Genomic DNA, 25,847 nt, shown 5'->3' with positions numbered 1-25,847 from the left:
TGTTGTTACTGTTCCCTCAGGCATGAAATGCCTCCTTTTTCAGCAGAGGAACTTGCGCTACGACCACTGTCCCTTCCGAACTTGAAGATACGGAGAAGCTGCCGCCCACCGCTTCCAGGCGTTCTGCCATATTACGCAAGCCTATGCCCCGTTTGGGATGCTTGGCAATCTGGCCCGTATCGAAGCCGATGCCGTTATCGCGAATGGTCAGGAGAAACAAGCCTGCCTCTTCGGCCAGTTCCAGCGACACAGAGCTTGCCTTCGCATGGCGCCAGACATTGTTCAAGGCCTCTTGGGCAACCCGGAACATCACAGTATTGACGACATCAGGCGAGGCATTGCTCGTCCCGCTGAAGGAGAAGTCAATACGAAGCTCGCCATTTGCATTCCACTCGTCACACAAAAACTGCAATGCGCTGGTCAAGCCCATATCATCCAGAAGAGCAGGCCTCAAGCCGTGAGAGATATGCCTGATCTCGCCGAGCAAACGATTCATTTGCTCTACGGTGTGTTCAAAGGCGCCGCTGGCCGATGCGATTTGCTGGGGAGACTCCAGCTTGATGATCGCCGCTTCAGTCTGCAGCTTGATGGAAACCAGATGCTGACTGATGCCATCGTGCAGATCGCGGGCGACACGCGCCCGCTCTTCCTCTTGCGATAAAACGACTCTCTGAGCCAACTCTCTGAGTTTGGCATCGGCAACACGCTGTTCACTAAGGTTGAACATCAGGCCGAAACCGGCCACCGCCGCGACGCTGAGGAGTGCGATGACCGCGATCAATCGCATCGTGTCGAGATTGTGCCCGGATATCTGCCGGTCAATGTTGGCAAGCGCCGCGTCCACATCGTCGAGATAGATCCCTGTGCCGATGATCCATCCCCACTTGGGCAGTGCAATCACGTACGCAAGTTTCGGTGCGACCGTACTGCTGGACGGCTTGCGCCAAAGATAGCGCTCATAGCCACCGCCTCCACGAGCGCGAACAATGAGACGCTGGATGGTTTTGGTGCCATCGACGTTTTCCCAGTCCCATAAATTTTTGCCCAGCAGCTCAGGCTGACGCGGATGAACCAGCGTATTGCCGGAAAAATCGTAGGCAAAGAAATAGCCGTCGTCGCCGTAATCAAGTCTCGCCAGGATGTTGAGCGCTTCCTGTTTGGAATTTTCCACATCACCACGCTCGTAGAGATGCGCAATCGAATGAACGGCGAGATCGACGTAATGATGCAATTCCGCGTCCTTGCTGCTCCGATAGGCTTCCTGAATCGACTGGCGCTGCTGTTCGCCGAGCCTGATGGTCTGATGCCAAACGACAATCGCAATGACCCCAAAAGAGATCAGCAACGGTGTGACTGCAAAGAAAATGATCTTGTGTCTTAGTTTCATCCTGGCAATGTCTCCTCGAGCTGGAAAGGCCCCGCGCACTATCCGGCGTTGAGTTATCCCGCAATTCTATGTCGGATTGCGCGCAGCCATCTACGTGTTCCTACGTAGCTTCACTAAGTATTCTCCCGCTTGTTCCAAGCCGCATAGTTGCGAATACTACGGCACATAAAAATATTAAGAATTGATATAAAAGTTTCTTTATATCGGAGACATCCTCACCACGACGACTCCGGACGCAATGCCTATAGACGTCTCGCATGTGCGCCTGCAGTTGCCCTTCTTTTGTTGTGGATGCCTCCGAAACGGTCATTTTTCATAACAAAAGAGGAGATCTGATGTCTACCGACATGTCATCCAGAACAGCGGGGCCAAGCTATCTGCGCGCGTTGCTGTTACTACCTTTCATCGCCTTGCTGTGGGTTCCGTTTTACAACGACGAACTGCCCGCGCTGTTCGGCTTTCCGTTTTTCTACTGGTATCAGTTGGGCTGGGTTCCACTCACCGCACTGATTATCTGGATCGTCTATAAAGACGGTCTCAAGAAGGGAGTCGAATAATGAACTCTTCTTCCATCAACTGGACAGCCCTCGGCGTCTTCATCTTCTTCTTTGCGCTGGTCACCGTGATGGGCTTCTGGGCCTCGCGCTGGCAAAGCGGCGGTTCGTCCAACAAGGGCGCACATCTCGACGAATGGGGTCTGGGCGGCCGTAACTTCGGCACCTGGATTACCTGGTTCCTGGTCGGCGGCGATTTCTATACGGCCTATACCGTCATCGCCGTGCCGGCGCTGGTGTATGCAGTCGGTGCTTATGGCTTCTTCGCGCTGCCGTACACGATTCTGGTCTATCCGATCGTGTTCCTGATCATGCCCAAGCTGTGGCACGCTGCGCACAAGGCCGGTCACGTCACCGCTGCGGACGTGGTGTTCGGCCGCTACAAGTCGCGTAAGCTGGAACTGGCCATTGCCCTGACCGGCGTGGTGGCGACCATGCCTTATATCGCGCTGCAACTGATCGGGATGGAAGTCGTGATCAAGGCGCTTGGTGTGACCGGTGAATTGCCGCTCTTGGCAGCTTTCGTGATTCTGGCGCTGTACACCTATTCGGCCGGCCTGCGCGCGCCTGCGCTGATCGCCTTCGTCAAGGATCTGATGATTTACATCGTGGTGCTGGTGGCGGTGGTGCTGGTGCCGATGAAGCTGGGCGGCTATGGCATTGTGTTCAACTCGGCGCGCGAGGCGTTTGCAGCAAAGGGTGGCATGACCGGCCTGACGCTCAAGCCTGCTCAGTTCCTGCCGTTTGCGACACTGGCACTGGGTTCGGCGATGGCGGCCTTCATGTATCCGCACACCCTGACCGGTATCTTTGCGGCCAAGAGTGCGGACACGATCCGCAAGAACGCTGTGTTCCTGCCTGCGTACACGGTGCTGCTGGGTCTGATCGCGCTGCTGGGTTATATGGCTTATGCGGCGGGCGTCAAGGTTGAGGCTAACAATGACATCGTTCCTGCGCTGTTCAATGCGATGTTCCCGAGCTGGTTCAGTGGTTTTGCGTTCGCGGCGATTGCCATCGGCGCCCTGGTGCCGGCGGCGGTGATGTCGATTGGTGCTGCTAACCTGTTCACGCGCAACTTCTGGAAGCCGTACGTGAATCCGAACGTGTCGCCCGAGGGCGAAGCCAAGGTGGCCAAGATGGTGTCGCTGGTGGTCAAGTTCGGCGCGCTGGTGTTCATCCTGTTCTTGCCGACCAAGTTTGCGCTTGATCTGCAGTTGCTGGGCGGCGTGTGGATTCTGCAAACCTTCCCGGCGCTGGTGTTCGGTCTGTTTATCGGCTGGTTTGGCGCGAACGCACTGCTGACCGGTTGGGCAGTCGGTATCATCGGCGGCAGCTGGCTGGCGTATGCAGACGGCATCAAGCCGGTGCATACCTTCCATATCGGCGCTGATTCGTACTCCATGTACACCGGTCTGATTGCTCTGGCGATCAATATCGTTGTGGCAGTTGTGGTGCAGTTGGTGTTTGGCAAGGGCGGTGCGAAAGCGCCGGCATTGAAGCACTGAGTGACGCACTAAAGAAGCACTAAAGAAAGCAGGTCGGGTTCCATATCAATGAGATGGAACCCGATTGTTTGACAAAGCAAAAAGAAAAGTCGTGCTCGGAATGCATAACATCAAACCCGAGACGATGCGAAATTAAGCGTTTTGCTCAGATCACACGACCGATTCGATACCCGCCAAAATCAAATCAATGCCGGCCAGGAAGTCAGCACGATCGTCGTGAACACTCATTTGCGTCGCGATGCTTCGAGTGAATGGATAGCGATCCGGGTCGAGCTGCAACCAGGCGTCTGCCACCGTACTCAGAAATTCGGCTCTTTCTGCCTCTCGCGCCCGCGCCACTTGCGCATTGGCGGCGTTCTGCCCGCCGACTCCGAGAATGTAGTTCAACAGCACTGAAACGGTAACCCAATGCTTGTCAGGGTCTACGCCAAGAGCATGCACTTGTTGCCCGACACGTTCCAGCACGCTCACCATGGTCGACTTTCCCGCAGCCCAAGCCAACGCGGAGCCGATCCACGGGTGCGCATCCATCGCATCGAACATCGTCAGCGCTACAGCACGAATCGCCGCTTTCGGCGACATGTCCTTCGCTTGTAAATCCACACCAGGCCCAATGACCGCACTACAGGCGGCTTCAAGCAGATCGCTCTTGTTGGCAACGTGGCCGTAGATAGCTCCGGGGCCGGTAGCCAGGCGTTCGGAAAGATTGCGGAAGGTCAGACCTGATTCGCCGCCGCTGTCGAGTAATTCGATTGCGGCTGCGATGATCTGCTCTCGCGACAGGGATTCATCACGTCGTGGACGACGCTGCATTTTTTTTACCATGCGCTATCTTGACATAAATGGAATGGCATTCCAATATATTGGAACATCATTCCAAACTTACCGATTACTTCCCAAAAAGTCCATATGAATACGCCAATCGCCATCATCGGGGCCGGACTCGGAGGCCTCACATTAGCCCGTGTCCTGCATCTTCACGGCATTCCCTCAATCGTCTATGAAGCGGAGCAGTCAGCAGCATCGCGCGCTCAGGGCGGGATGCTCGACATCCATGATTACAACGGACAACTGGCGCTGCAAGACGCCGGCCTGCTCACCCAGTTCCAAGAACTCATTCTGGAGGGACGGCAAGCGATGCGGATTTTAAGTCCCGATGGCAGCCTTCTGTTCGAGAATCCGGATGACGGCAGTGGAGGCCGTCCCGAGGTACAACGCGGAGAGCTTCGGCAGATGTTGCTCGATTCCTTGCCCGCCGGGACAGTCCAGTGGGATCACAAAGTTGCCGGTGTACGGTCGCTGGGAGACGGCCGCCATGAAGTCAGCTTTACCAATGGCAGAACGGTCACCACGCATTTGTTGATCGGCGCCGATGGGGCATGGTCAAAGGTGCGTCCGCTGCTGTCCGCAGTTATGCCTCAATACACCGGGATGTCGTACGTGGAGACATATCTGTTCGATGCGGCCGTTCGCCACCCGGCCAGCGCCGTTGCAGTCGGCACGGGGCAAATGGGCGCCCCCGTTCAAGGTAAGGCGATCATGGCGCACCGTGAGCGTCATGAGACCTTGCACACTTATGCGATGCTTGCCAGGCCGCTGGATTGGTTTGCCGATATCGACTTCGCCGACCAAGCGAAAGCAAGCGCGCGTATTGCACAGGAGTTCAATGGCTGGGCGCCTGAACTGACTGCGCTGATCACCGACAGCGACACAATTCCGCTATTGCGTCCGCTTCACGCACTTCCCCATGAGCACCGCTGGCAACGGGTGCCGGGGGTAAGCCTGATCGGCGACGCCGCCCACCTCAGCATCCCTAACGGTGAGGGAGCCAATCTGGCGCTATACGACGGCGCCGAACTTGCCAAAGCCATCGCCTCACATGCCGATGATTTGGAAGCTGGACTTCATCAATTTGAGCAAGCCATGTTTGAGCGAAGCGCCAAGGTCGCGGCGGATGGTGAAAAATTCTATGAACTGCTTGCAGGCAAAGATCCTGCAAGTGGCATGATCAACATGTTCCAAGATGCAGAAACGTCATGATACTGCCCTGAAAGCCAGGGGCAGTCACAGGATGTAGCCATTGGCAAATGTGAGCTATGGGCTAGCTAGACGAGCAAGTATTCGTGCATACTCGCTCATGTGTGGTAAAAAGTCTAAACCCTTCAGCAGGAGTAGCCCATGCATCAGCGATACGAAGAAAGTACCGCCAATCTGAAAGAATTGATGACAATTGCCCCTATCAGTCAGCAGGCCTATACCGCCCATGTGCGAGCAAAGGTAGATGCCCGGCGGCAGATGGAAGATGCGAGAGAAGAAGCCAAACAACGGAGCGAAGAAGTGCTCTAGCAGCGTTGATCTCAACAAAGGCACTTCTATCGCTCAGATCAGCGTCCATTAACGGCCGGCTGCTGCCTTCAAATCCAAAGAATTAAATACATAGCCCGCTCAAGCGGGCGTTTGTCATACACAGACCAACCGAACTCTCTCCGTGCGAATACTATTTTCGCGAAATTTTCATTTCGCACAGATCATTTCCCCTGCTTTCTCAACATATCCCCCAGCGCCCGCACCTGACTAAGCTACAATCGCGCTCGCACCATGTTGGTGCCGTTACGTAACTCCCCTTACCTCACTTTCTGCATGAACCATCCTGAAACGGCGCGTGGCATCGCCCTGTCGGTCATCGCGTCGACGCTGTTCGCCCTGCTCTCTGCTTATACCAGTTGGCTGACGCCGCTCAATGGCCTCGACATCTTTGCCTGGCGCATCGTGTGGACGCTGCCGCTGGCGTTCGTGCTGATCAGCTGGCGCAAGCATGGAGCGCAGTTGCGTGCTGCCGTTCTTGCGTTGCTGCGCACACCGTTGCAGGCACTGTTGTTTGTGGCGATGACGGCGATGCTGGGTGTGCAGTTATGGCTGTTCTTATGGGCGCCGTTGAATGGGCGGGCGCTGGATGTATCGCTCGGCTATTTTTTGCTGCCGTTGGCGATGGTGCTGATCGGACGGTTTTATTACGGTGAGCGTCTGGATGGTTGGCAGCGCATTGCGGTGGCCTGTGCGATTGCAGGCGTGTTGCATGAGCTGTGGATGACGCGAGCTTTTTCGTGGCCGACGGTGCTGGTGGCGCTGGGGTATCCACCGTACTTCATGCTGCGACGCCGTCTGAAGCTGGATTCGATGGTGATCTTCACGATGGAGATCGCGCTGCTGACGCCGGTAGCTTTGTACACGCTGGCGATCAGCCCGAATCTGTCTGCGGTGTGGCAACGGCCTGATATGTATCTGCTGCTATTGCCTGGGCTGGGGCTTCTGAGTACCGCGGCACTGGATTGTTTCTTACGTGCGAGCCGCTTGCTGCCGATGGGCTTGTTCGGGATTCTCGGTTACGTGGAACCGGTGTTGCTGGTGGTGGTAGCGATCATCCTGCTGGATGAGACGCTGACATCGGCGCAGTTGTGGACATATATCCCGATCTGGATGTCGGTAGGCTTTACGGCGATTCATAGCGTGCGGCTGATGCAGCGGCGCTAAACGCAGTGCCCGTCGTCGATATTCTGACGCCGCCTTCAGCACTACGCTGATAGGCGGCGTTTTTGTTTGAGCGCAGGATGACTGTTCTGCCGGCGCGGCGGCATTCTTCCATGCGCGCGCCGACCACCGCTCACCGGAAGCTCGCGCTTCCATCCTATGGAGAAATCATCATGGCCAATTCATCATCTTCGTCCACGCATTCTGCACGCGTCGCTATCCTCGCCACCGACGGCTTTGAACAAGCCGAACTGCTGGAACCAAAAAAGGCGCTGGAAGCAGCCGGCCTGCAGGTCGACGTCATCTCTGCCAAAAGCGGCACGCTGCAAGGTTTCAAACACGTCGACAAGGGCGAGCAGGTAAAGGTCGACAAGACCTTTGCACAAGCGCATCAGGAAGATTACGCCGCAGTTGTGCTGCCGGGCGGCGTCGTCAATGGCGATGCCATGCGGCTGCTGCCAGAGGCCGTGAAGTTCGTCCAGCAAGCCAACGACGCGCACAAGCCGATCGCAGCAATCTGCCATGGCGGTTGGTTGCTGATTTCTGCCGGACTGGCGAAAAACCGTACGGTAACCAGTTGGCCGAGTTTGCAGGATGATTTTAAAAACGCCGGCGGCAAGTGGGTCGATCGCGAAGTGGTGCAGGACGACAACTTCATCACCTCGCGCAAGCCGGATGATATTCCAGCGTTCAACAAGACCTTGCTGGCGGCGTTGAAGAAAGCGGCGTAACGCTTTATCTGCCTCGGCATGAAAAAAGGGACTTGCATCGCAAGTCCCTTTGTCATTTCAACAGCCGGTTGACGGCCGCTTACTTCTTACTCTTTGTGATAACCGGTCACGCGCTCAACTTCATTCTTCGAGCCGAGGAAAACCGCAACGCGTTGATGCAGCTTCTCAGGCTGGATATCGAGGATACGTTGATCGCCATTGGTGGCAGCGCCGCCGGCTTGCTCGACGATAAAGGCCATCGGATTGGCTTCGTACATCAGGCGCAGCTTGCCTGGCTTGTCCGGTTCACGCGCGTCGGCCGGGTACATGAAGACACCGCCGCGGTTGAGGATGCGGTGCACGTCGGCGACCATCGAGGCGATCCAGCGCATGTTGAAGTCCTTGCCGCGCGGACCGGTGGAACCGGCCAGCATTTCGTCGACATAACGTTTGACCGGCGGATACCAGTGACGCTCGTTGGAGGCGTTGATCGCGAATTCCTTGGTGTCTGCCGGAATCTGCATGTCGCGCTGTGTCAGCACCCAGGCGCCCATTTCGCGGTCCAGCGTGAAGCAGTGGACGCCGTCGCCGGTGGTCAGCACCAGCACGGTTTGCGGGCCATACACCGCGTAACCGGCGGCGACTTGCTTGGTGCCGGGTTGCAGGAAGTCTTGTTCCGACGGCGTGGTCATGCCGTCCGGCGCCTTTAGCACGGAAAAGATGGTCCCGATGGAGACGTTGACGTCGATGTTGCTGGAGCCGTCCAGCGGGTCGAACATCAGCAGGTATTCGCCCTTGGGATAACGATTGGGAATCGGATGGATGGTTTCCATTTCTTCCGATGCCATGCCGGCCAGATGGCCGCCCCACTCGTTGGCTTCGAGCAGGATTTCATTGGAGATGACGTCCAGCTTCTTCTGCACTTCGCCCTGTACGTTTTCGCTGCCGGCGCTGCCCAGCACTTCGCCCAGCGCGCCCTTGCCGACGGCATGGCTGATGCTCTTGCAGGCGCGACCGACGACTTCGATCAGCAGGCGCAGTTCGGATGGGATCTTGTTGTGCAGGCGTTGCTGCTCAATCAAATGTTGGGTCAGGCTGATGCGTTTGGTCATGATGCTCTCTCTTAAAAATCAAATCTGTGGTGCGTCCGCTGCGCGGCGTTAATTAGACAGCGACTTGGTGATGACTTCGGCGACGTCGCGCGACAGGTTTGGCGTATCTGCCACCTGACGCAACGCGGCGCGCATTTTTTCCTGCAAAGTCGTCGAATACTTGCGCCAGCGGTCCATGCTGCGCGCCAGACGGGCGGCAACTTGCGGGTTACTGCCATTGAGCGCGATGACTTGCTCGGCCCAGAAGGTGTAACCGCTGCCGTCGAGCGCATGGAACGCCGATGGATTGCCGTTGCAGAAACTGAAAATCAGGCTGCGTGCACGGTTAGGATTCTTCAGCGTGAAAGCCGGATGCTGCGCCAGCGCACGGACGGTTTCGACATCGGCGGTGCGCGCAGTGGCTTGCAGCGTGAACCACTTGTCGATGACCAGCGCTTCTTGCTCGAACTCGGTGTAGAAGGCTTCCAGGGCCTTGCCCTTGCCTTCCGCGCGACTGTTGGTCAGCGCAGCCAGGGCGGCCAGCCGGTCGGTCATGTTGTTGGCGTTGTCGCATTGCTGTTGCGCCAGCGTGTGCGCTTGCTCGTCGTCGAGTTCGGCCAGATAGGACAACACCACATTCTTCAGTGCGCGCTTGCCGGAAGCTGTTGCGTCGGGACTGTAGGCACCCTTGTTTTGGTTGGCCTCGTATGCCGCCAACAGATCAGCGCTCAAATCTTTTGCCAGCGTGCGGCGCAGGAACTGGCGCGCAGCGTGGATGGCTTGCGGATCGATGACTTCCATCTGTTCGGCGATCATGGTTTCCGACGGCAGGGTCAGCACCAATTCACGGAAGGCGGGGTCAAGAGACGTGTCGTTGAGCGTCGTGCGCAGCGCGTTGGTCAAGGCATCGTCCTGCTGCAAGTTGCCGAGTACGGATTCGACCGAGACCACATGACCGGACTGGCGCGCAGCCTGCACGGCGATAGTCAGGTTGAGCAGGCGGCGTGTGGCGAGGCGCTGACCGGCTTCCCAGCGATTGAATGCGTCGCTGTCATGCGCCATCAGGAAGGCCAGCTCGGCGTCGCTATATTCATACTCCAGCACTACCGGCGCGGAGAAGCCGCGCAGGATGGACGGCACCGGTTTTTCGGCAACGTCGGTGAACTTGAACGTCTGTTTAGCTTGCGTCAGTTCCAGCACGCGCGTGGTCTGCGGGGACTTCGCTGTCTTTTCACCAGACAGGCTCAGTGCCATGTCCTTGCCTTTGCTGTCGAGCAGGCCGACGGCAACGGGAATGTGGAATGGCAGCTTTTTCTTTTGTCCCGGTGTGGACGGGCAGGATTGCTCCAGCGTGAGTTCAAGCGTCTTGGCCTTGGCGTCGTAACGTACGGAGGCGGCAACACGCGGCGTACCGGATTGGCTATACCAGCGTTCGAATTGCTTGAGGTCGCGCTTGTTGGCGTCGGCCATCGCTGCACGAAAATCATCGCAGGTTACCGCCTGACCGTCATGGCGCTTGAAGTACAGGTCCATGCCCTTGCGGAAGCCATCGCGACCGAGCAAGGTCTGGTACATGCGGACGACTTCGGCGCCTTTTTCATAGACGGTGACGGTGTAGAAATTATTGATCTCGACAAAGGAGTCCGGACGCACCGGATGCGCCATCGGGCCTGCATCCTCCGGGAATTGCGCCTGACGCAGCACGCGCACGTCATCGATGCGTTTGACCGCGCGACCGCTGTCGCTGCCGATCATGTCGGCGGAAAATTCCTGGTCACGGAAAACGGTCAGGCCTTCCTTCAGGGACAGCTGGAACCAGTCGCGGCAGGTGACGCGATTACCGGTCCAGTTGTGGAAATATTCATGACCGACCACGGCTTCGATGTTGGCGTAGTCGACATCGGTGGCGATGCGTGGATTGGCCAGCACGAACTTGGTATTGAAGATGTTGAGGCCCTTATTTTCCATCGCGCCCATGTTGAAGTCGCCGACGGCGACGATCATGAAGCGGTCAAGATCTAGTTCCAGGCCAAAGCGCTCTTCATCCCAGCGGATGCTGTTCTTGAGCGAATCCATGGCGTGCTGGGTCTTGTCGAGGTTGCCGTCTTCCACCCACACTTGCAGCAGCACTTCGCGGCCGGATTGCAGCTTGTATTTTTCTTCCTGGCAGACCAGCTTGCCGGCCACCAGTGCGAACAGGTAGGACGGCTTCTTGAACGGGTCTTCCCATTTGGCGTAATGACGGCCGTCGGGCAGATTGCCTTCTTCAATCAGGTTGCCGTTGGACAGCAGCACCGGGTACTTCTTCTTGTCGGCGCGCAGCATAACGGTGTACTTGCCCATGACGTCAGGACGATCAGGGAAGTAGGTGATCTTGCGAAAACCTTCGGCTTCGCACTGCGTGAAAAAATTGCCGTTGGACACGTACAAACCCATCAGCGAGGTATTGCGCTGTGGATTGGTAGTAGTTTCGATGTCCAGCGTCACTTTCGCCGGTGCGCCGGGAATGCGCAGGATGCCGCCTTGCACGCGGTAGTCGCGCGCAGTCAGAGTCTTGCCGTTGAGGCGAAGCTGAACCAGGTCCAGTTCTTCGCCGTAGAGTTCGATATCCTTGCCGGCTGCGGCAGGGTTGCGCTGCATGGTGATGCGGGTCGCAACGCGGGTCAGTTCAGGCTCAAGGTCAAAACCCATTTCGACAGTGTCGACAAAATAGGTCGGAGCAGCGTAATCTTTGCGGTAAATCGTCGGAGGCGTTTCTGTGCGCATGGAGGATATCCCGTGAAATGGATGCAATAGTGCAATAGGAACAAAACACGATTTTACCAATCAACCGTATGGATAGGCAGAAAAGGGACGAGAATAGTGAGTAGCAGCTCGTAACCGAATCATTCACCGACGCCGCTTCGATCACTTACCATCTGCCAGAACCACCGGAGACTCACCATGAAACGCTTGCTTGGCGTCCTTTTCCTCGCCGGCAGCGCCCTGCTTACAGGATGCGCCACCACCATCACCAGCGACGTCACCGCTTTCCACGCCTGGCCTGCGGATTTGAAGGACAAATCCTTCGTCTTTGCGCCGGCCAAGGAACAGGAAGGCAGTCTTGAATACCGCAATTATGAACAATTGATCCGCGCCGAATTGCTGCGTCTGGGCTTTACCGATGCATCGGCACCCAACACTGCGACGCTGAAGGTGTCTTTTGCCTATGGCATGCAGTCCGGCACGGTCGTCGTGACGCAACCGATGTATGACCCGTTCTGGTACGGTCCAGGCTATCCGGGCTGGCGGGGACGCGGGTTCGGCCCCTGGGGACCGGGACCGTTCTACGATCCGTTCTGGGGACCGCCAATGCAGACCACGGCTTTCCCGGTATTCCAGCGGCGCTTGCATGTGACCATTGCCCGCGCAGCGGGCGATCAGAAGTTGTATGAGGTGACGGTCGACAGCGAGGGACGCGAGGCGACCTTGCCGATGGCGATGCCGTATATGGTGCGCAGCGCGTTTTCGGAATTCCCCGGCCCAAGCGGCGTGTCGCGCCATGTCAGACTGAAGCTGGATAAAATTGTGCCGGCTGCTGCTGTCCCTGCAAATCCAGCCACCCCAGCCAGACCTGCTACTCCTGCGCAGTGACAGCCACCTGAGATTTACCGAACGAAATTGACGTCGCAAACAAAAATCCCGGTCTTGCCACTTGAGCAAGACCGGGATTTTTTACGTCCGACGCCTGATAAAGCGATCAGGAATACATCGCTTCGCTGCCGAAAGTGATCGCCACAATCACCAGTACCGCCAGGATCAGCACGATCAGCAAACGCCCAAACTTGGGCGAACCGTCGGTTCCTGACGGTTGCTCGTCGGGATGATTCATCGGACTCTTGCCGGGATCGGAGATAGTCAAGATCGATCTCCTCAAGGAATCAGGATAGTGGAGCCGGTCGTCTTGCGGCCTTCCAGATCGGCATGCGCCTGAGCGACGTCTTTCAGGGCATAACGTTGATTGATGTCGATGCTGAGCTTCTTGCTTTGCACCATGGCGAACAGGTCACCGGCAGTGGCATCCAGCGCGTCGCGCGTGGCGGTGTAGGCGCCCAGCGAAGGACGAGTCAGATACAAGGAACCGCGCGAAGCCAGTTCGCTCATGCCGAACGGCGGCACCGGACCGGACGCATTGCCGAAACTGACCATCATGCCGCGCGGCGACAAGCAATCGAGCGAGCCGGTAAAAGTGTCCTTGCCGATCGAGTCATAGACCACCGGCACACCTTTGCCGCCGGTGATTTCCTTGACGCGTTCGACAAAATTCTCGGTCTTGTAATTGATCACGTGTGCGCAACCAGCCGCTTTGGCCAGTGCCGCTTTTTCTTCGGTGCTGACGGTACCGATCATGTTCACGCCCAGCGCCTTGGCCCATTGACTGGCGATCAAGCCGATCCCGCCGGCAGCGGCGTGGAACAGGATAGTGTCGCCACTCTTGAGCGGAGTGGTCTGGCGCAGCAGGTATTGCACCGTCATGCCTTGCAACATCATCGCAGCAGCAGTGTCGAAGCTGATCGAATCGGGCAGCTTGACCAGCACGTCCGCCGAGATCAGGCGCTCTTCAGCATAAGCGCCGTTACCGCCGCGACCGGCATACGCCACGCGATCGCCGACCGCAAAGCCAGTCACGCCCGCGCCGACGGCTTCGATGGTGCCTGCGCCTTCCTGACCGAGACCACCTGGCAGCGGCTGCGGATACAGGCCGGTACGGAAATAGACGTCGATGAAATTCAGGCCGACGGCGGCGTGACGGAGTCGCACTTCGCCGGGACCGGGATCACCGACTTCCACGTCAACGTATTCCATGACTTCCGGCCCGCCGGTCTTGAATATTCTGATTGCTTTTGTCATTTCGGTCTCCTGAATTGCGATTGAAGAAAACTTGCTTAAGTCTTTTTGCGGGACAACAAATAAATTCCAGACAATACCAGCGCGGTACCCACCAGTTGGATCGCCGTGATCGGTTCATCCAGCAGCATGGCGCCAAGGAACAATGTCGACACCGGCCCGACCAGCCCGGCCTGCGCAGCGCTCGGGGCACCGATACGCGCCACCGCGATCATGGTCAAAAATACCGGCAACACGGTGCAAAACACGGCGTTGAATGCTGATAATTGATACACCTCGACCGGCTGCACCAGAGCGGATGCCGGACGCAAGATGAAGAACTGCGCGATACACGCCACCGACGACACGCACATGGCATAGGCCACCAGACGCATCGCACCGACACGGCGCACCAGCTCGCCGGAGAAGATCAGATAGAGCGCATACGAAATCGCCGCACCCAGCACCAGCAGGCTGCCCAGCACCACATTGCTACCGCCGGTATTGATGTCATGTTGCAGCACCAGCGCCGTACCGAGGTAGGACACCAGCAACGCGGCCCACTCCACCAGACCGACCTTGCGCTTGTAAAACGTAAAAGAGATCAGCAGCACGAACGATGGCGTAAGGAACAGGATCAGCCGCTCAAGACCGGCCGAAATGTATTGCAGCCCGAGAAAATCGAGGAAGCTCGACAAGTAGTAGCCGATCAGGCCGAGGAAGACGATCTTGGCGTAATCGCGCCCGGCCAGCGGCGGCGAATGACGCGCCTGCCAGACCGCCACGACGGCAAACATCGGGAAAGAAAACATCATGCGCAAGCTGATCACCATGACCGCATCGACGTGATAGCGGTACATCAGCTTGGCGACAATGGCCTTGGCGGAAAAGAAAATGGCGCCGACGACGGCGAGCAGCAAACCGCCCAGATAAGCCTGGCGTTTGGAAATAGCGGGGGAAAGTGTGGCGGAAGACATCGCATGATTGTAAACGCTCCCGGCCCGGAGCGCCGAAGTGCCGTCGCCTCCGGGTTCAGTTGGCCCGGATGATTGCGCTCAGCGGCGCCATCAGTGCGTTGAGTTCAGCGGCGTCGAATTTGGGGGCAAGCTCCGCATCACTGCCGAGCACGCCTTCAGCCAGTAGCGACTTGCGCTCTTGCAGCTCCATGATGCGTTCCTCGATACTGCCTTCGATGATCAGCTTGTAGACCAGCACGGTCTGATCCTGGCCGATGCGGTGGGCGCGGGCAATGGCTTGTTCTTCCACGGCGGGATTCCACCACGGATCGACTAGGATGACCGTATCGGCGGCGGTCAGATTCAGGCCGATGCCGCCGGCCTTGAGGCTGATCAGAAGGATGGGCACGCTCTTGCTCTGGAACCGCGCCACCACCTCGCCGCGCTGCGCCGGCGGTGTTTTGCCGGTCAGCGACAGCCAGTCGAGCTGCAAGGCATTGAGTTCGGTTTCGATCAGCTCCAGCATCTCAGTGAACTGCGAAAACACCAGCACGCGCCGGCCTTCCGCCACCAGCGACGGCAACATGTCGCGCAGCATTTCTATCTTGGCGCGTTCGATATTCTTGGGAGCGTTCTTTCTGGCTGCTTCGCCTTTGAGCAACAGCGGATCACAACATACCTGACGCAACTTGAGCAAGGCATCCATGATCGTCACATGCGAGCCGGTGAAGCCTTTGCGTTCCAACGCGCGGCGTACCTGCTTGTCCGCGGCCACGCGCACGCTTTCATAGAGATCGCGTTGCCCGCCTTCCAGCCGCAGCAGTTTGACCGCAACGGTTTTGGCGGGTAATTCGGCAGCCACGTTTTCCTTGCGGCGACGCAGGATGAAGGGGCGCACGCGTTGCGCCAGCAATTGTGCGCGCAGGGTTTCACCGTTTTCTTCGATGGGCTTGCGCCACAATCGCGCGAACGTGGTGGCGTCGCCGAGAAATCCCGGCATGAGGAAATTGAATTGCGTCCACAACTCGCCAAGATGGTTTTCCATCGGCGTGCCGGTCATGCAGATGCGATGCCGCGCTTGCAGGCGACGCACCGCGCTGGCGGCGCGGGCAGAAGCATTTTTGACGGTCTGGGCTTCGTCGAGGATCAGCAGATGAAATGGCTGCCGCGCCAGCATGTCGAGATCGCGCCACACCAGCGGATAGGTGGTCAGCACGATGTCGTAGTCGGCCATGCGCACGAAATCGTCCTCGCGCTCCGGCCCCTGCAAAGCCAGCACGCGCAAGGCCGGTGCCATGCGCTTGGCTTCGGCCTGCCAGTTGAATACCAGCGAGGTCGGCAACACCACCAGCGCAGGACAGTCGAGCCGGCCGGCATGATGTTCGATGAGGATGTGCGCCAGCATCTGCGCCGTCTTGCCCAGCCCCATGTCGTCCGCCAGGATGCCGGCCAGATTGTGCTCGCGCAGATATTGCAGCCACGCGACGCCATGCAACTGATACGGACGCAGCGTGACGCCAAGTCCTTCCGGCGCAATGACCGGAGGCGGTTCACCGGCGGCACGCAGACGCTGCGCCAGCGCGCGCAGGCCGATGTCGTTTTCCATGGTCAGCACACCGCTGCGTGCGGCGGCGCTGTCGCCCAGACGCAGGCACATGTCTTCGAGACGGCCGGCGTCCCATGCAGAAATACGCAGCGCGCCTTCCTTGCGGCGCGGATCGGTCAGCAGATCGAGCATGGCCGAGACGATCACCTTGAGCGGCGCTGCAAGCGCATCGACGCGCTTGCCACCCGGCGCGCGCAGCGAGATGACGGAGATATCGTCGATGGCGGCGATCTTTTGCACGTCGGTCCAACGCGCGTCGCGGCGCAACAGGTCGGCCAGCATCGGCGCGAGGTCAAAGGACTGGCCTTCGATTTCGATACCCATCGTCAGCAGCCACCAAGCAGCGCGGCCGGGACCAACCTCACCGAAATCGCCGATGACTTTTTGAAGTCCTTGCTGCAGCCGGCTGGCGACTTCCTTGCCAAGCACGGCGCCGGACTCGGGACTGACGATCAGCCGCCAGGCATCAACCGGCACGCTTTCATGCGCGAAGCCGGGACGCACGACGATGGTCCAACCCTGCTCCTGCAATTGCGGCACCTGATCGGCCCAGAAATCGCCGAAGTTGTTTTCCAACAGCAGCGACCACAAGGGATCCTGCAGAGTCACAATGTCCTCCGAGCGCCACTGCAAGGCGTCGGGCGGCAGCGGCAGCATGCCGGCAGCCTGAATCGCTTCGAGCGCATCGGCTTCGGCATGCAGGTTGCGCCGCATGACGACCTGCCGCCCTTTCGCATCGAACAAGCTTTGCGTGGCGGCGGCGCTCTGATCCATGAGACTGGTCTGCGCGGGAGTCTCCCAGCGCAGACTGTCGCCCGCAGAGTATGTCCAGTCGATTTGCGCAACCGTGACATTGCCGCCGCGCGGCCCGAACAGTCCCCCCGGACGCAGGCCGAACACGCCGTCGCCGCGCGTGAGCGTATGCAGCGTCAGGCGCGGGCGAAAGCGCCCCAATACTTCAGAGGCGTTCAGCGAAGGTGAGGAATGCTCCTCGGGAACTGCCATGGACTGACTGATCAACGCTTCTTGAGCAGGGATCCGAGCACACCGCGAATGATTTCACGGCCGACCTGCGAGCCGATGCTGCGCGCTGCGGATTTGACCATGGCTTCCACCGGCGATTCGCGACGATTTTTGCCACCAGCGCTGTTGCCGAAGAATCCACCGGCAGCGTCTTTCAGCAAATCACCCAACCCACCGCCGGACGATTCCGGTTCAGCCGGCACGGTCGTGTTGGCGGGCGCATTGCCCGCTTGCAGCGCGGCGCGGCCTTTGAGTTTTTCGTAGGCGGATTCGCGATCGACGACTTTTTCGTAGACGCCGGCCACCACGGAAGAGGCGATGAAGGCCTTGCGTTCGTCATCGGTGATCGGGCCGATCTGCGAGCCCGGCATCATGACGTAGGCGCGTTCGACGATATTCGGGCGGCCTTTCTCATCAAGGAAAGACACCAGCGCCTCGCCGACGCCGAGTTCGGTGATGGCCGTCGCGGTATTGAGTTGCGGATTGACGCGAAAGGTTTCCGCCGCCGCTTGCACGGCCTTCTGGTCGCGCGGCGTGTAGGCGCGCAAGGCATGCTGCACGCGATTGCCCAACTGGCCCAGCACGGTGTCGGGAATATCCAGCGGATTTTGCGTGACGAAGAACACGCCGACGCCCTTGGAGCGGATCAGGCGCACCACCTGTTCGATCTTTTGCAGCAGCGGCTTGGGCGCTTCGTCGAACAGCAGGTGCGCCTCATCGAAGAAGAACACCAGCTTGGGCTTGTCGAGGTCGCCGACTTCCGGCAGATGCTCGAACAGCTCGGACAGCATCCACAGCAGGAAGGTTGAATACAGGCGCGGCGCGTTGAGCAGCTTGTCGGCGGCGAGAATGTTGATCACGCCCTTGCCGTTGGTATCGGTCTGCATCCAGTCTTCGATGTTGAGCATGGGCTCGCCGAAGAATTTGTCGCCGCCCTGCTCCTCGATGCCGATCAGGCCGCGCTGGATGGCGCCGATGCTGGCGGCGGAGATGTTGCCGTATTCCGTCTTGAAGGTGGCGGCATTGTCGCCGACGTGTTGCAGCATGGCGCGCAGGTCTTTGGTGTCGAGCAGCAACAAACCGTTGTCGTCGGCGATCTTGAACACGAGTTGCAGCACGCCTTCCTGCGTATCGTTCAGATTCAGCATGCGCGACAACATCAGCGGCCCCATGTCGGACACCGTGGCGCGCACCGGATGGCCCTTTTCACCGAACACATCCCAGAACGTCACCGGCAGCGCTTCCCAGGCCGGTTCGCTCATGCCGAGCGAGCTCAGGCGCTCCTTGCCTTTGGCTGTCAGCACGCCGGCTTTGGACAAACCCGACAGATCGCCTTTGACGTCGGCCATGAACACCGGCACGCCGATGTCGGACAGGGCCTGCGCCACCACTTGCAGGGTCACGGTCTTGCCGGTGCCGGTGGCGCCGGTGATGCAGCCGTGGCGATTGACCAGATTCGGCAGCAATGCCAGTTCCTGGGTCTGATTACGGGCGACGAGAAGTGGATTGATCATGATAGGAATGTAATAAGAACGCCAATAAAGAGGATGGCCGGAGGTCGGCTTTGGGGTCGGACGATATGGTAAAATTCCCGGTCGATTATAACTAGAACGCCTTTCGTCAATCTCCGATATCTACTGAAAATTCAGCGGACTTCGCGACGATCCGGTTGGAGTGCGTTTCATCAAGGCAGGAAAGATTCATCATGGCTGGACACAGCAAATGGGCCAATATTCAGCATCGCAAGGGCCGTCAGGACGAAAAGCGCGGCAAGATCTGGACGCGCCTGATCAAGGAAATCACCGTTGCAGCCCGCATGGGCGGCGGCGAACCGGACGCTAACCCGCGTCTGCGCCTGGCGGTCGACAAGGCTGCCGACGCCAACATGCCTAAGGACAACGTCACCCGCGCCATCCAGCGCGGCACCGGCACCCTGGACGGCGTCAACTACGAAGAAGTCCGCTACGAAGGCTACGGCATCAACGGCGCGGCCATCATCGTCGACTGTATGACCGATAACCGTATCCGCACCGTGGCGGAAGTCCGCCACGCATTTTCCAAGTTCGGCGGCAACATGGGCACCGAAGGTTCGGTGTCGTTCATGTTCAAGCACTGCGGCCAGTTGATGTATGCACCGGGCGTGAGCGAAGACGCCGTCATGGAAGCCGCGCTCGAAGCTGGCGCCGATGACGTCATCACCGACGAAGAAGGCGGCATCGAAGTGTTGACGCCACCGCACGACTTCGCCGTCGTCAAGGCTGCGATGGAAAAGGCCGGCTTCAAAGCCGAGATGGCCGAAATCATCATGAAGCCCGCGACCGAAACCGTCTTCACCGGCGACGACGCCGTCAAGATGCAAAAACTGCTGGATGCTTTGGAAAACCTCGACGACGTGCAAGAGATTTACAGCAACGCCGTTATTGAAGACTAAGCCGAAGATCAACCCCGCCCAACCATTCTTACCTAGTCCCTATCATGAAAATTCTCGTTGTTGGCTCCGGTGGTCGTGAACACGCACTGGCATGGAAAATTGCTCAATCGCCGCGTATCCAAACCGTCTACGTCGCGCCGGGCAATGGCGGCACGGCACTCGATGAGCGTCTGCAAAACGTTGCGATCACCGATCTCAACGAACTCGCCGATTTCGTCGAAAAAGAACACGTCGCGCTGACAGTCGTCGGCCCGGAAGTCCCCTTGGCTGCCGGTATCGTCAACCTGTTCCGCGCCCGTGGCCTGAAGATTTTCGGCCCCACCAAGGAAGCTGCACAACTGGAAAGCTCGAAGGATTTCTCCAAGTCCTTCATGAAGCGCCACGCGATTCCGACGGCGGAATATCAGACCTTCTCCGACGTCAAGGCAGCACATGACTACGTCGACCAAAAGGGTGCGCCTATCGTCATCAAGGCTGACGGCCTGGCCGCCGGCAAGGGCGTGGTGGTTGCACTGACGCTGGAAGAAGCGCACGGCGCGGTCGACATGATGCTGTCGGACAACAAACTCGGCGATGCTGGTGCACGCGTGGTGATCGAAGAATTTTTGGCCGGCGAAGAAGCCAGCTTCATCGTCATGGTCGACGGCAAGAACATCCTGCCGCTGGCCACCAGCCAGGATCACAAGCGCCTGCAGGACAATGATCAGGGTCCGAACACCGGCGGCATGGGCGCTTATTCCCCTGCTCCGATCGTGACACCGGCGTTGCACGCCCGTGTGATGCGCGAAATTATCGTGCCGACCGTACAAGGCATGGCCAAGGACGGCATCCCGTTCTCCGGTTTCCTGTACGCCGGCCTGATGATCGACGACAAGGGCAATCCGAAGACACTGGAATTCAACTGCCGTATGGGTGATCCGGAAACGCAGCCGATCATGGCGCGTCTGAAGACCGATCTGCTGGCCGTGATGGAACACGCCGTGGCCGGCTCGCTGGACACCATCGAGCTGGAATGGGATCGCCGCACTGCGCTGGGCGTGGTGATGGCCGCTGCCGGTTATCCGGATGCGCCACGCAAGGGCGACCTGATCACCGATATTCCGGCGGAAATCGACGATTGCGTCACTTTCCACGCTGGCACCACGCTGACCGGCGACAAACTGACCACATCGGGCGGCCGTGTGCTGTGCGTCGTGGGTCTGGGCGACAGTGTCAAAGTCGCACAGAAACAGGCTTATGCAGCGGCGGATCTGATCCACTTCGAAGGTGCGCAACTGCGCCGCGATATCGGCTGGCGCGCGATCAAACGCTGATCAGCACGACATGTAAAAATAGCCCATATCGACAAAAAACCTCGCAAAACCGAATGTTTTGCGAGGTTTTTTCTTTATATCTGCCCTCTTTGCATAAAATCGCAGGAAATCTGCAACAAAAATCGCCCGCAATGAACTAACTGCGTTGAATGCGATGTCGTGCCTGGAAAATCACAAGGAATAACGACGTCTGCGCCCAAAAACAAGATAGTAAGAAAGGAACATGCATGCAACAACACCTGCTCAATCTCGATACCCTCATCAATCTCTACCTGGTACCGTTCGGCCTCAAAGTTCTCGCCGCGCTGGCGATCTGGATCATCGGCGGCATGCTGATCGCCACCTTCGCCAAGGTCGTGCGTCGCGTACTGACGGCGCGCCAGTTTGAAGCGACACTGATCAATTACGCCGTTTCAGCCATCCATGTGATCTTGCGCGTGCTGCTGGTGATGGGCATTCTGGAAGTCTGCGGCATCCCGACCACCTCGTTTGCCGCCATGATCGGCGCGGTCGGCGTGGCGCTGGGCGTGGCCTGGTCCGGCCTGCTGTCAAACTTTGCGGCCGGCATCTTTCTGGTGGTGCTGCGCCCGTTCAAGGTCGGCGACTACATCACCGCTGCGGCGCAAACCGGCACCGTGACGGATATCGGCCTGGTGACAACCACCATGCTGACCGACAACAACCTGCGCGTGATCATCGGCAATAACAAACTGTTCTCGGACATCATCACCAACTACAACGTCCAGCCGACCCGCCGCGTCGATCTGCGTTGCCAGATTGCCTACGGCGTTGACCCCGCTGATGCCATTGCGCGCCTGACCGAAAAGGTCTCGCGCATCCCCAATGTGCTGACCACGCCGGCCATCGCGGTCGTGATTCAGGAATTCAACGCCTTGGGAACCTTGCTGGCAGTACGCCTGTTTGCAGCAACACCAAACTTTGGCCAGGTCTACAACGACACTAACCAGGCCATCGCCCAGACCTGCGCCGAGGCAGGCTGGCCGGCGCCTGCCACCTATCAGGTGAGCGTCGCCAATACCTCGAGTGCCGCCAGTTCCGATAATGCTGCCGCAGACAAGGCTGCGCCTCAGGCCTGATCCGGCCGGCGTGCACCTGATGTGCGCGCTTTTCGCGACAATCCGCTCATAATTCCCTTCCAAAGCCTGCTCCGGAGCCGTCAAAACGGCTCCGGGCTATCCGCTGAAGCCCCTGTCAGGGTACAATCGCGGGGGTAATTTTTATTGCGTGCACCAAAGAGCGCCCTTGCGGCTGCCCCACGCCCCCTACCGACGACACCTCGTGACATCATCATCCGCTAACGCTTCTACCGTTAAAGCCTATCTGCAAGACCTCCAGCACCGCATCGTTGCGGCGTTGGAAAGTGTTGACGGCAAGCCTTTCCTGACCGACTCCTGGCAACGCCCTGAAGGCGGCGGCGGGACATCGCGCATCGTCGAAGAAGGCAATGTCCTGGAGCGCGGCGGCGTGGGTTTTTCGCACGTGATGGGCAAGAACCTGCCCCCCTCGGCTGCCGCCAACCGTCCGGAAATCGCGGGCCGCGAATGGGAAGCCATGGGCGTATCGCTGGTGCTGCATCCCCGCAATCCTTATGCGCCGACAGTGCACATGAATGTGCGCTTTTTTACGACGAAGGCGGAAGGCCAGGAGCCGGTCTGGTGGTTTGGCGGCGGTATGGACCTGACGCCTTACTATGGCTTCGCCGAAGACGCGACCCATTTCCATCGCAGCTGCCGCGATGCACTGGCGCCGTTCGGCGACGACCTGCATCCGCGCTTCAAGAAATGGTGTGACGAATATTTTTATCTGAAGCATCGCAAGGAAGCACGCGGCGTCGGCGGGATTTTCTTCGACGATTTCAATGCGCTGCCGTTTGACCAGAGTTTTGCGCTGATCCGCAGCGTCGGTGATCGCTTCCTCGATGCTTACCTGCCGATACTGCAACAGCGCAAGGACACGCCTTACGGCGAGCGCGAACGCGACTTCCAGGCTTATCGCCGTGGACGTTATGTCGAGTTCAACCTGGTGTTCGACCGCGGCACGCTGTTCGGCCTGCAATCGGGCGGACGCACCGAGTCGATCCTGATGTCGATGCCGCCGATTGTGAAATGGCGCTACAACTGGCAGCCCGAAGACGGCAGCCCGGAAGCGCAGCTTTATACCGACTTCCTGCCGCATAAGGAATGGATCTAGTGGCGGCCGATACTCCGATGCAAGCTTCGCGCTGCATCGCCATCCTGGGTGGCAGCTTCGATCCCGTCCATAACGGCCACGTCGCGCTGGGCGATCATTTTGTCGAGCTGCTGCAGCCGGATGAACTGCGCGTCATTCCTGCGGGCAACCCATGGCAAAAGCATGGCCTGCAAGCCACGCCGGCGCAACGCGTGGAGATGGTCGAGCTGGCGTTCGGCCATGAACACGTCCCTGTGGTGATTGACCAACAGGAAATCCGCCGCACGACGGCAACTTACACCATCGATACCTTGCAGGCCTTGCGGGCCGAGCTTGGTCCCGAGGTCTCCATCGTCTTTTTGATGGGTGCAGACCAATTGCAGCATCTGGACACCTGGCAAGGCTGGCAACAGCTGTTCGACTATGCCCACCTGTGCGCCGCTTCGCGCCCGGGCTTTGGCATCGACGCCGCGCAAGTGCCGGATGTTGTCATGCAGGAATTCACACGCCGTGCCGGCACTGAAAAGGAAATACGCACCACCTCGCACGGCAAAGCCTATCTGGCATCCAGTCTCGACGTCGATATTTCGTCGACCGAGATCCGTTCCTTGCTGCAACGCGGCGAAAGACCGGAGTCGCTGATCCCGGCGAGGGTGCTAGACTATATCGAACAACATCATCTCTATCAAAACTAATGGACATCAAAAAACTGCAAACCGCCGTCGTCGACGCGCTGGAAGACGTCAAAGCTCAAGACATCAAGATCTATGACACCACTCACCTGACCAGCCTGTTCGACCGCGTGGCGATTGCCTCCGGTACATCGAACCGTCAGACCAAGGCATTGGCCGCATCCGTGCGCGACAAGGTCAAGGCCAAAGGCGGCCATGTCGTCAGCGTCGAAGGCGAAGACACCGGCGAATGGGTACTGGTTGACTTGGGCGACATGATCGTCCACATCATGCAACCAGCCATCCGCGCCTACTATCGTCTGGAAGAAATCTGGGGCGACAAGGAAGTGAAGATGGGCGCAGCCAAGCGCGTGGCGTCCACCGCCGCCGCCAAGAAAGCTGCCGAAGACGAAAAACCGACCAAGATCCGCCGCACCCGCGAACAAGCCGAGGCGGTTGAAGCCAGCCAGGCAATCGACGACGACGAAACACCGAAGAAGCCGGCACGCAAGCCGCGCGCCACTGCGGCAACGACTGAAGCCAAGCCGGCGCCGAAGACGACGCGTGCTCCACGCGCATCGACCACGCTCAGCGCAGCCAAGACCAAGGCTGCTGCCGGCACTGGTACAGCTACCAAGCGTAAAGCACCAGCGTCAAAAGCAGTCGGCAAAACCGTCAAGGTCGCCACGCCAAAGAGCGCCGTTGCATCGAAAAAAGCAGCTGCAGCCAAGCGCCCGGCACGTCCAAAAGCCAAGGCCTGATGCCGGTCGTGTGAGCCATGCAGCTCATCATTACCGCCGTCGGCCACAAAATGCCGGGATGGATCGAATCGGGATTTAACGAATACACCAAGAGAATGCCGGCCGAGTGCCGGGTTCTGTTGAAAGAAATTAAACCGATCGAACGCTCCGGCAGCAGGACCGCAGAAACCGTGATGTCGCAGGAACGCAGCAAGATCGAAGCGGCCCTGCCGAAAGGTGCGCGCATCATCGCACTGGACGAGCACGGCAAGGACATCACTTCAGTAAAGTTATCGCAGTTGCTGACGCAATGGCAACAGGACGGCCGCGACGTCGCCTTCGTGATCGGCGGCGCCGACGGACTCGATCCCGGCATCAAAGCCAATGCCGACATGCTGGTACGCATTTCCAGCCTGACGCTGCCGCACGGCATGGTGCGCGTGCTGCTGGCAGAACAGTTATACCGCGCCTGGTCGATTACGCAGAATCATCCTTATCACCGCGTATAAGGATCGAAGGTGTAACAGACCAGGAACGGAAAGAAAACAAGCAAGCACATCGTCGCAGAGGAAGACACCGCAGCGATGTACGGATAAATACTGAGAAGTGTTGCTTCATGAAACTTGCTGACAAAAAAATCTACCTCGCCTCCAAAAGTCCGCGCCGGCGCGAACTGCTGCGCCAGATCGGCATCGACTTCGAACTGCTGCTCAACGACAAAGAAGTCGACGAGCAAGTTCTTCCCGACGAAAAACCGGCGGCCTATGTTGCCCGCGTCACGCGCGACAAACTCATGAGCGCGCGCCAGACCATGCTGTACCGGCAATTGCCGATGCGCCCCATCCTCGCGGCCGACACCACGGTCGTCATCGACGACCTGATCCTCGGCAAACCGGCAGACATGAAAGAAGCCGTCGAGATGATCACACGTCTGTCCGGCCGCACGCATCAGGTGCTCACCAGCATCGCCGTCGCGTTCCAGGAACAGATGTGGCAGATCACGCAATATTCCGACGTCGCCTTTGAGACCCTGACCGACGACATGATCCGCGCCTACTGTTCCACGCAAGAGCCTTACGACAAGGCCGGCGGCTACGGCATTCAGGGGTTGGCATCGATTTTTATCAAGGACATCGCCGGCAGCCATTCCGGCATCATGGGCCTGCCTCTGTTCGAAACGGCACAACTGCTGCAAAACGCCGGCCTGCGCATCCTGCCGCCGGCCACGCTGTGATCACGTTGATCGCGGCCCGCACTTCCAAGAATTCACATTTTA

General features: G+C 58.6%; 24 protein-coding genes. 15 read left to right on the top strand and 9 right to left on the bottom strand.

Annotated features, from left to right (window positions below; genetic code table 11):
• Window positions 1-16 precede the first annotated feature (16 nt).
• Complete coding sequence (locus PQR63_RS05160; protein ID WP_408166224.1) at window positions 17-1,387, bottom strand: cache domain-containing protein; 1,371 nt, start codon at window positions 1,385-1,387, stop codon at window positions 17-19.
• Between the two features lie 377 nt (window positions 1,388-1,764).
• Between PQR63_RS05160 and PQR63_RS05155 the strand changes: the two genes are divergently transcribed.
• Complete coding sequence (locus PQR63_RS05155) at window positions 1,765-1,944, top strand: DUF3311 domain-containing protein (RefSeq protein WP_408166771.1); 180 nt, start codon at window positions 1,765-1,767, stop codon at window positions 1,942-1,944.
• On the top strand, window positions 1,944-3,446 hold the full coding sequence (gene mctP / locus PQR63_RS05150; protein WP_408166222.1) for a monocarboxylate uptake permease MctP: 1,503 nt from the start codon (window positions 1,944-1,946) through the stop codon (window positions 3,444-3,446). The genes PQR63_RS05155 and mctP overlap by 1 nt, the downstream gene beginning before the upstream one ends.
• A 150-nt stretch (window positions 3,447-3,596) precedes the next feature.
• Here mctP and PQR63_RS05145 read toward each other — a convergent pair whose 3' ends face one another.
• A complete protein-coding gene (locus PQR63_RS05145) occupies window positions 3,597-4,271 on the bottom strand; it encodes a TetR/AcrR family transcriptional regulator (RefSeq protein ID WP_408166220.1) in 675 nt (224 codons plus the stop codon).
• Between the two features lie 84 nt (window positions 4,272-4,355).
• Here PQR63_RS05145 and PQR63_RS05140 point away from each other — a divergent pair, with 84 nt between their 5' ends.
• From PQR63_RS05140 to PQR63_RS05125, 4 genes are all read left to right on the top strand, one after another.
• Entirely contained in the window at window positions 4,356-5,486 is a 1,131-nt protein-coding gene (locus tag PQR63_RS05140; RefSeq protein ID WP_408166218.1) for an FAD-dependent oxidoreductase, read from the top strand.
• A gap of 138 nt (window positions 5,487-5,624) precedes the next feature.
• Window positions 5,625-5,792: a hypothetical protein gene (locus PQR63_RS05135; protein ID WP_408166216.1), complete on the top strand. Its 168-nt coding sequence runs from the start codon at window positions 5,625-5,627 to the stop codon at window positions 5,790-5,792.
• A gap of 294 nt (window positions 5,793-6,086) precedes the next feature.
• Window positions 6,087-6,977 (top strand): EamA family transporter RarD, encoded by an 891-nt coding sequence (rarD, locus tag PQR63_RS05130; RefSeq protein ID WP_408166214.1) that lies wholly within the window; start codon window positions 6,087-6,089, stop codon window positions 6,975-6,977.
• A gap of 170 nt (window positions 6,978-7,147) precedes the next feature.
• Window positions 7,148-7,705 (top strand): type 1 glutamine amidotransferase domain-containing protein, encoded by a 558-nt coding sequence (locus PQR63_RS05125; RefSeq protein ID WP_408166212.1) that lies wholly within the window; start codon window positions 7,148-7,150, stop codon window positions 7,703-7,705.
• An 86-nt stretch (window positions 7,706-7,791) separates the two neighbouring features.
• On the opposite strand, the gene PQR63_RS05120 is transcribed toward PQR63_RS05125, so the two are convergent.
• Both PQR63_RS05120 and pepN read right to left on the bottom strand, forming a co-directional pair.
• A complete protein-coding gene (locus tag PQR63_RS05120) occupies window positions 7,792-8,796 on the bottom strand; it encodes a class 1 fructose-bisphosphatase (RefSeq protein ID WP_408166210.1) in 1,005 nt (334 codons plus the stop codon).
• A 48-nt stretch (window positions 8,797-8,844) separates the two neighbouring features.
• Window positions 8,845-11,541: an aminopeptidase N gene (gene pepN, locus PQR63_RS05115; protein WP_408166208.1), complete on the bottom strand. Its 2,697-nt coding sequence runs from the start codon at window positions 11,539-11,541 to the stop codon at window positions 8,845-8,847.
• A 177-nt stretch (window positions 11,542-11,718) separates the two neighbouring features.
• On the opposite strand from pepN, the gene PQR63_RS05110 reads away from it, so the two are divergent.
• Entirely contained in the window at window positions 11,719-12,408 is a 690-nt protein-coding gene (locus tag PQR63_RS05110) for a DUF4136 domain-containing protein (RefSeq protein ID WP_408166206.1), read from the top strand.
• Between the two features lie 106 nt (window positions 12,409-12,514).
• On the opposite strand, the gene PQR63_RS05105 is transcribed toward PQR63_RS05110, so the two are convergent.
• Genes PQR63_RS05105 through PQR63_RS05085 form a run of 5 tightly spaced genes read right to left on the bottom strand, consistent with a single transcriptional unit; the run spans window position 12,515 to window position 18,740 of the window.
• Window positions 12,515-12,676 (bottom strand): hypothetical protein, encoded by a 162-nt coding sequence (locus PQR63_RS05105; protein ID WP_408166792.1) that lies wholly within the window; start codon window positions 12,674-12,676, stop codon window positions 12,515-12,517.
• Window positions 12,677-12,687: 11 nt separating this feature from the next.
• Window positions 12,688-13,665, bottom strand: a complete 978-nt coding sequence (locus PQR63_RS05100; protein WP_408166205.1) for a quinone oxidoreductase family protein — start codon at window positions 13,663-13,665, stop codon at window positions 12,688-12,690.
• A 35-nt stretch (window positions 13,666-13,700) separates the two neighbouring features.
• A complete protein-coding gene (locus PQR63_RS05095) occupies window positions 13,701-14,618 on the bottom strand; it encodes a DMT family transporter (protein ID WP_408166203.1) in 918 nt (305 codons plus the stop codon).
• Window positions 14,619-14,673: 55 nt separating this feature from the next.
• Complete coding sequence (locus PQR63_RS05090) at window positions 14,674-17,208, bottom strand: DEAD/DEAH box helicase (RefSeq protein WP_408166202.1); 2,535 nt, start codon at window positions 17,206-17,208, stop codon at window positions 14,674-14,676.
• Between the two features lie 11 nt (window positions 17,209-17,219).
• A complete protein-coding gene (locus tag PQR63_RS05085; protein ID WP_408166200.1) occupies window positions 17,220-18,740 on the bottom strand; it encodes a helicase HerA-like C-terminal domain-containing protein in 1,521 nt (506 codons plus the stop codon).
• 191 nt (window positions 18,741-18,931) lie between these two features.
• On the opposite strand from PQR63_RS05085, the gene PQR63_RS05080 reads away from it, so the two are divergent.
• The 8 genes from PQR63_RS05080 (at window position 18,932) to PQR63_RS05045 (ending at window position 25,805) form a co-directional block, all read left to right on the top strand.
• Window positions 18,932-19,657: a YebC/PmpR family DNA-binding transcriptional regulator gene (locus PQR63_RS05080; protein ID WP_094565080.1), complete on the top strand. Its 726-nt coding sequence runs from the start codon at window positions 18,932-18,934 to the stop codon at window positions 19,655-19,657.
• A 44-nt stretch (window positions 19,658-19,701) separates the two neighbouring features.
• Window positions 19,702-20,970, top strand: coding sequence for a phosphoribosylamine--glycine ligase (gene purD / locus PQR63_RS05075; protein WP_408166198.1), 1,269 nt, complete (start codon window positions 19,702-19,704; stop codon window positions 20,968-20,970).
• A 227-nt stretch (window positions 20,971-21,197) separates the two neighbouring features.
• Window positions 21,198-22,067 carry a mechanosensitive ion channel family protein gene (locus PQR63_RS05070; protein ID WP_408166196.1) on the top strand — a complete coding sequence of 290 codons (870 nt, stop codon included), beginning with the start codon at window positions 21,198-21,200 and terminating at the stop codon, window positions 22,065-22,067.
• Between the two features lie 202 nt (window positions 22,068-22,269).
• Window positions 22,270-23,181: an oxygen-dependent coproporphyrinogen oxidase gene (gene hemF, locus PQR63_RS05065; RefSeq protein ID WP_408166195.1), complete on the top strand. Its 912-nt coding sequence runs from the start codon at window positions 22,270-22,272 to the stop codon at window positions 23,179-23,181.
• Window positions 23,172-23,855, top strand: a complete 684-nt coding sequence (locus PQR63_RS05060; protein WP_408166194.1) for a nicotinate-nucleotide adenylyltransferase — start codon at window positions 23,172-23,174, stop codon at window positions 23,853-23,855. The genes hemF and PQR63_RS05060 overlap by 10 nt, the downstream gene beginning before the upstream one ends.
• A complete protein-coding gene (gene rsfS / locus PQR63_RS05055) occupies window positions 23,855-24,592 on the top strand; it encodes a ribosome silencing factor (RefSeq protein ID WP_408166192.1) in 738 nt (245 codons plus the stop codon). The genes PQR63_RS05060 and rsfS overlap by 1 nt, the downstream gene beginning before the upstream one ends.
• A 17-nt stretch (window positions 24,593-24,609) precedes the next feature.
• Window positions 24,610-25,080, top strand: a complete 471-nt coding sequence (gene rlmH / locus PQR63_RS05050; RefSeq protein ID WP_408166190.1) for a 23S rRNA (pseudouridine(1915)-N(3))-methyltransferase RlmH — start codon at window positions 24,610-24,612, stop codon at window positions 25,078-25,080.
• A 107-nt stretch (window positions 25,081-25,187) separates the two neighbouring features.
• Window positions 25,188-25,805, top strand: coding sequence for a Maf family protein (locus PQR63_RS05045; RefSeq protein WP_408166189.1), 618 nt, complete (start codon window positions 25,188-25,190; stop codon window positions 25,803-25,805).
• Window positions 25,806-25,847: the final 42 nt, after the last annotated feature.

Source organism: Herbaspirillum rhizosphaerae (assembly GCF_046025915.1).
GTDB lineage: Bacteria > Pseudomonadota > Gammaproteobacteria > Burkholderiales > Burkholderiaceae_D > Herbaspirillum > Herbaspirillum rhizosphaerae_A.
Note: the sequence above shows the minus strand (reverse complement) of the source record. Positions and strands in the feature narration are given on the sequence as shown.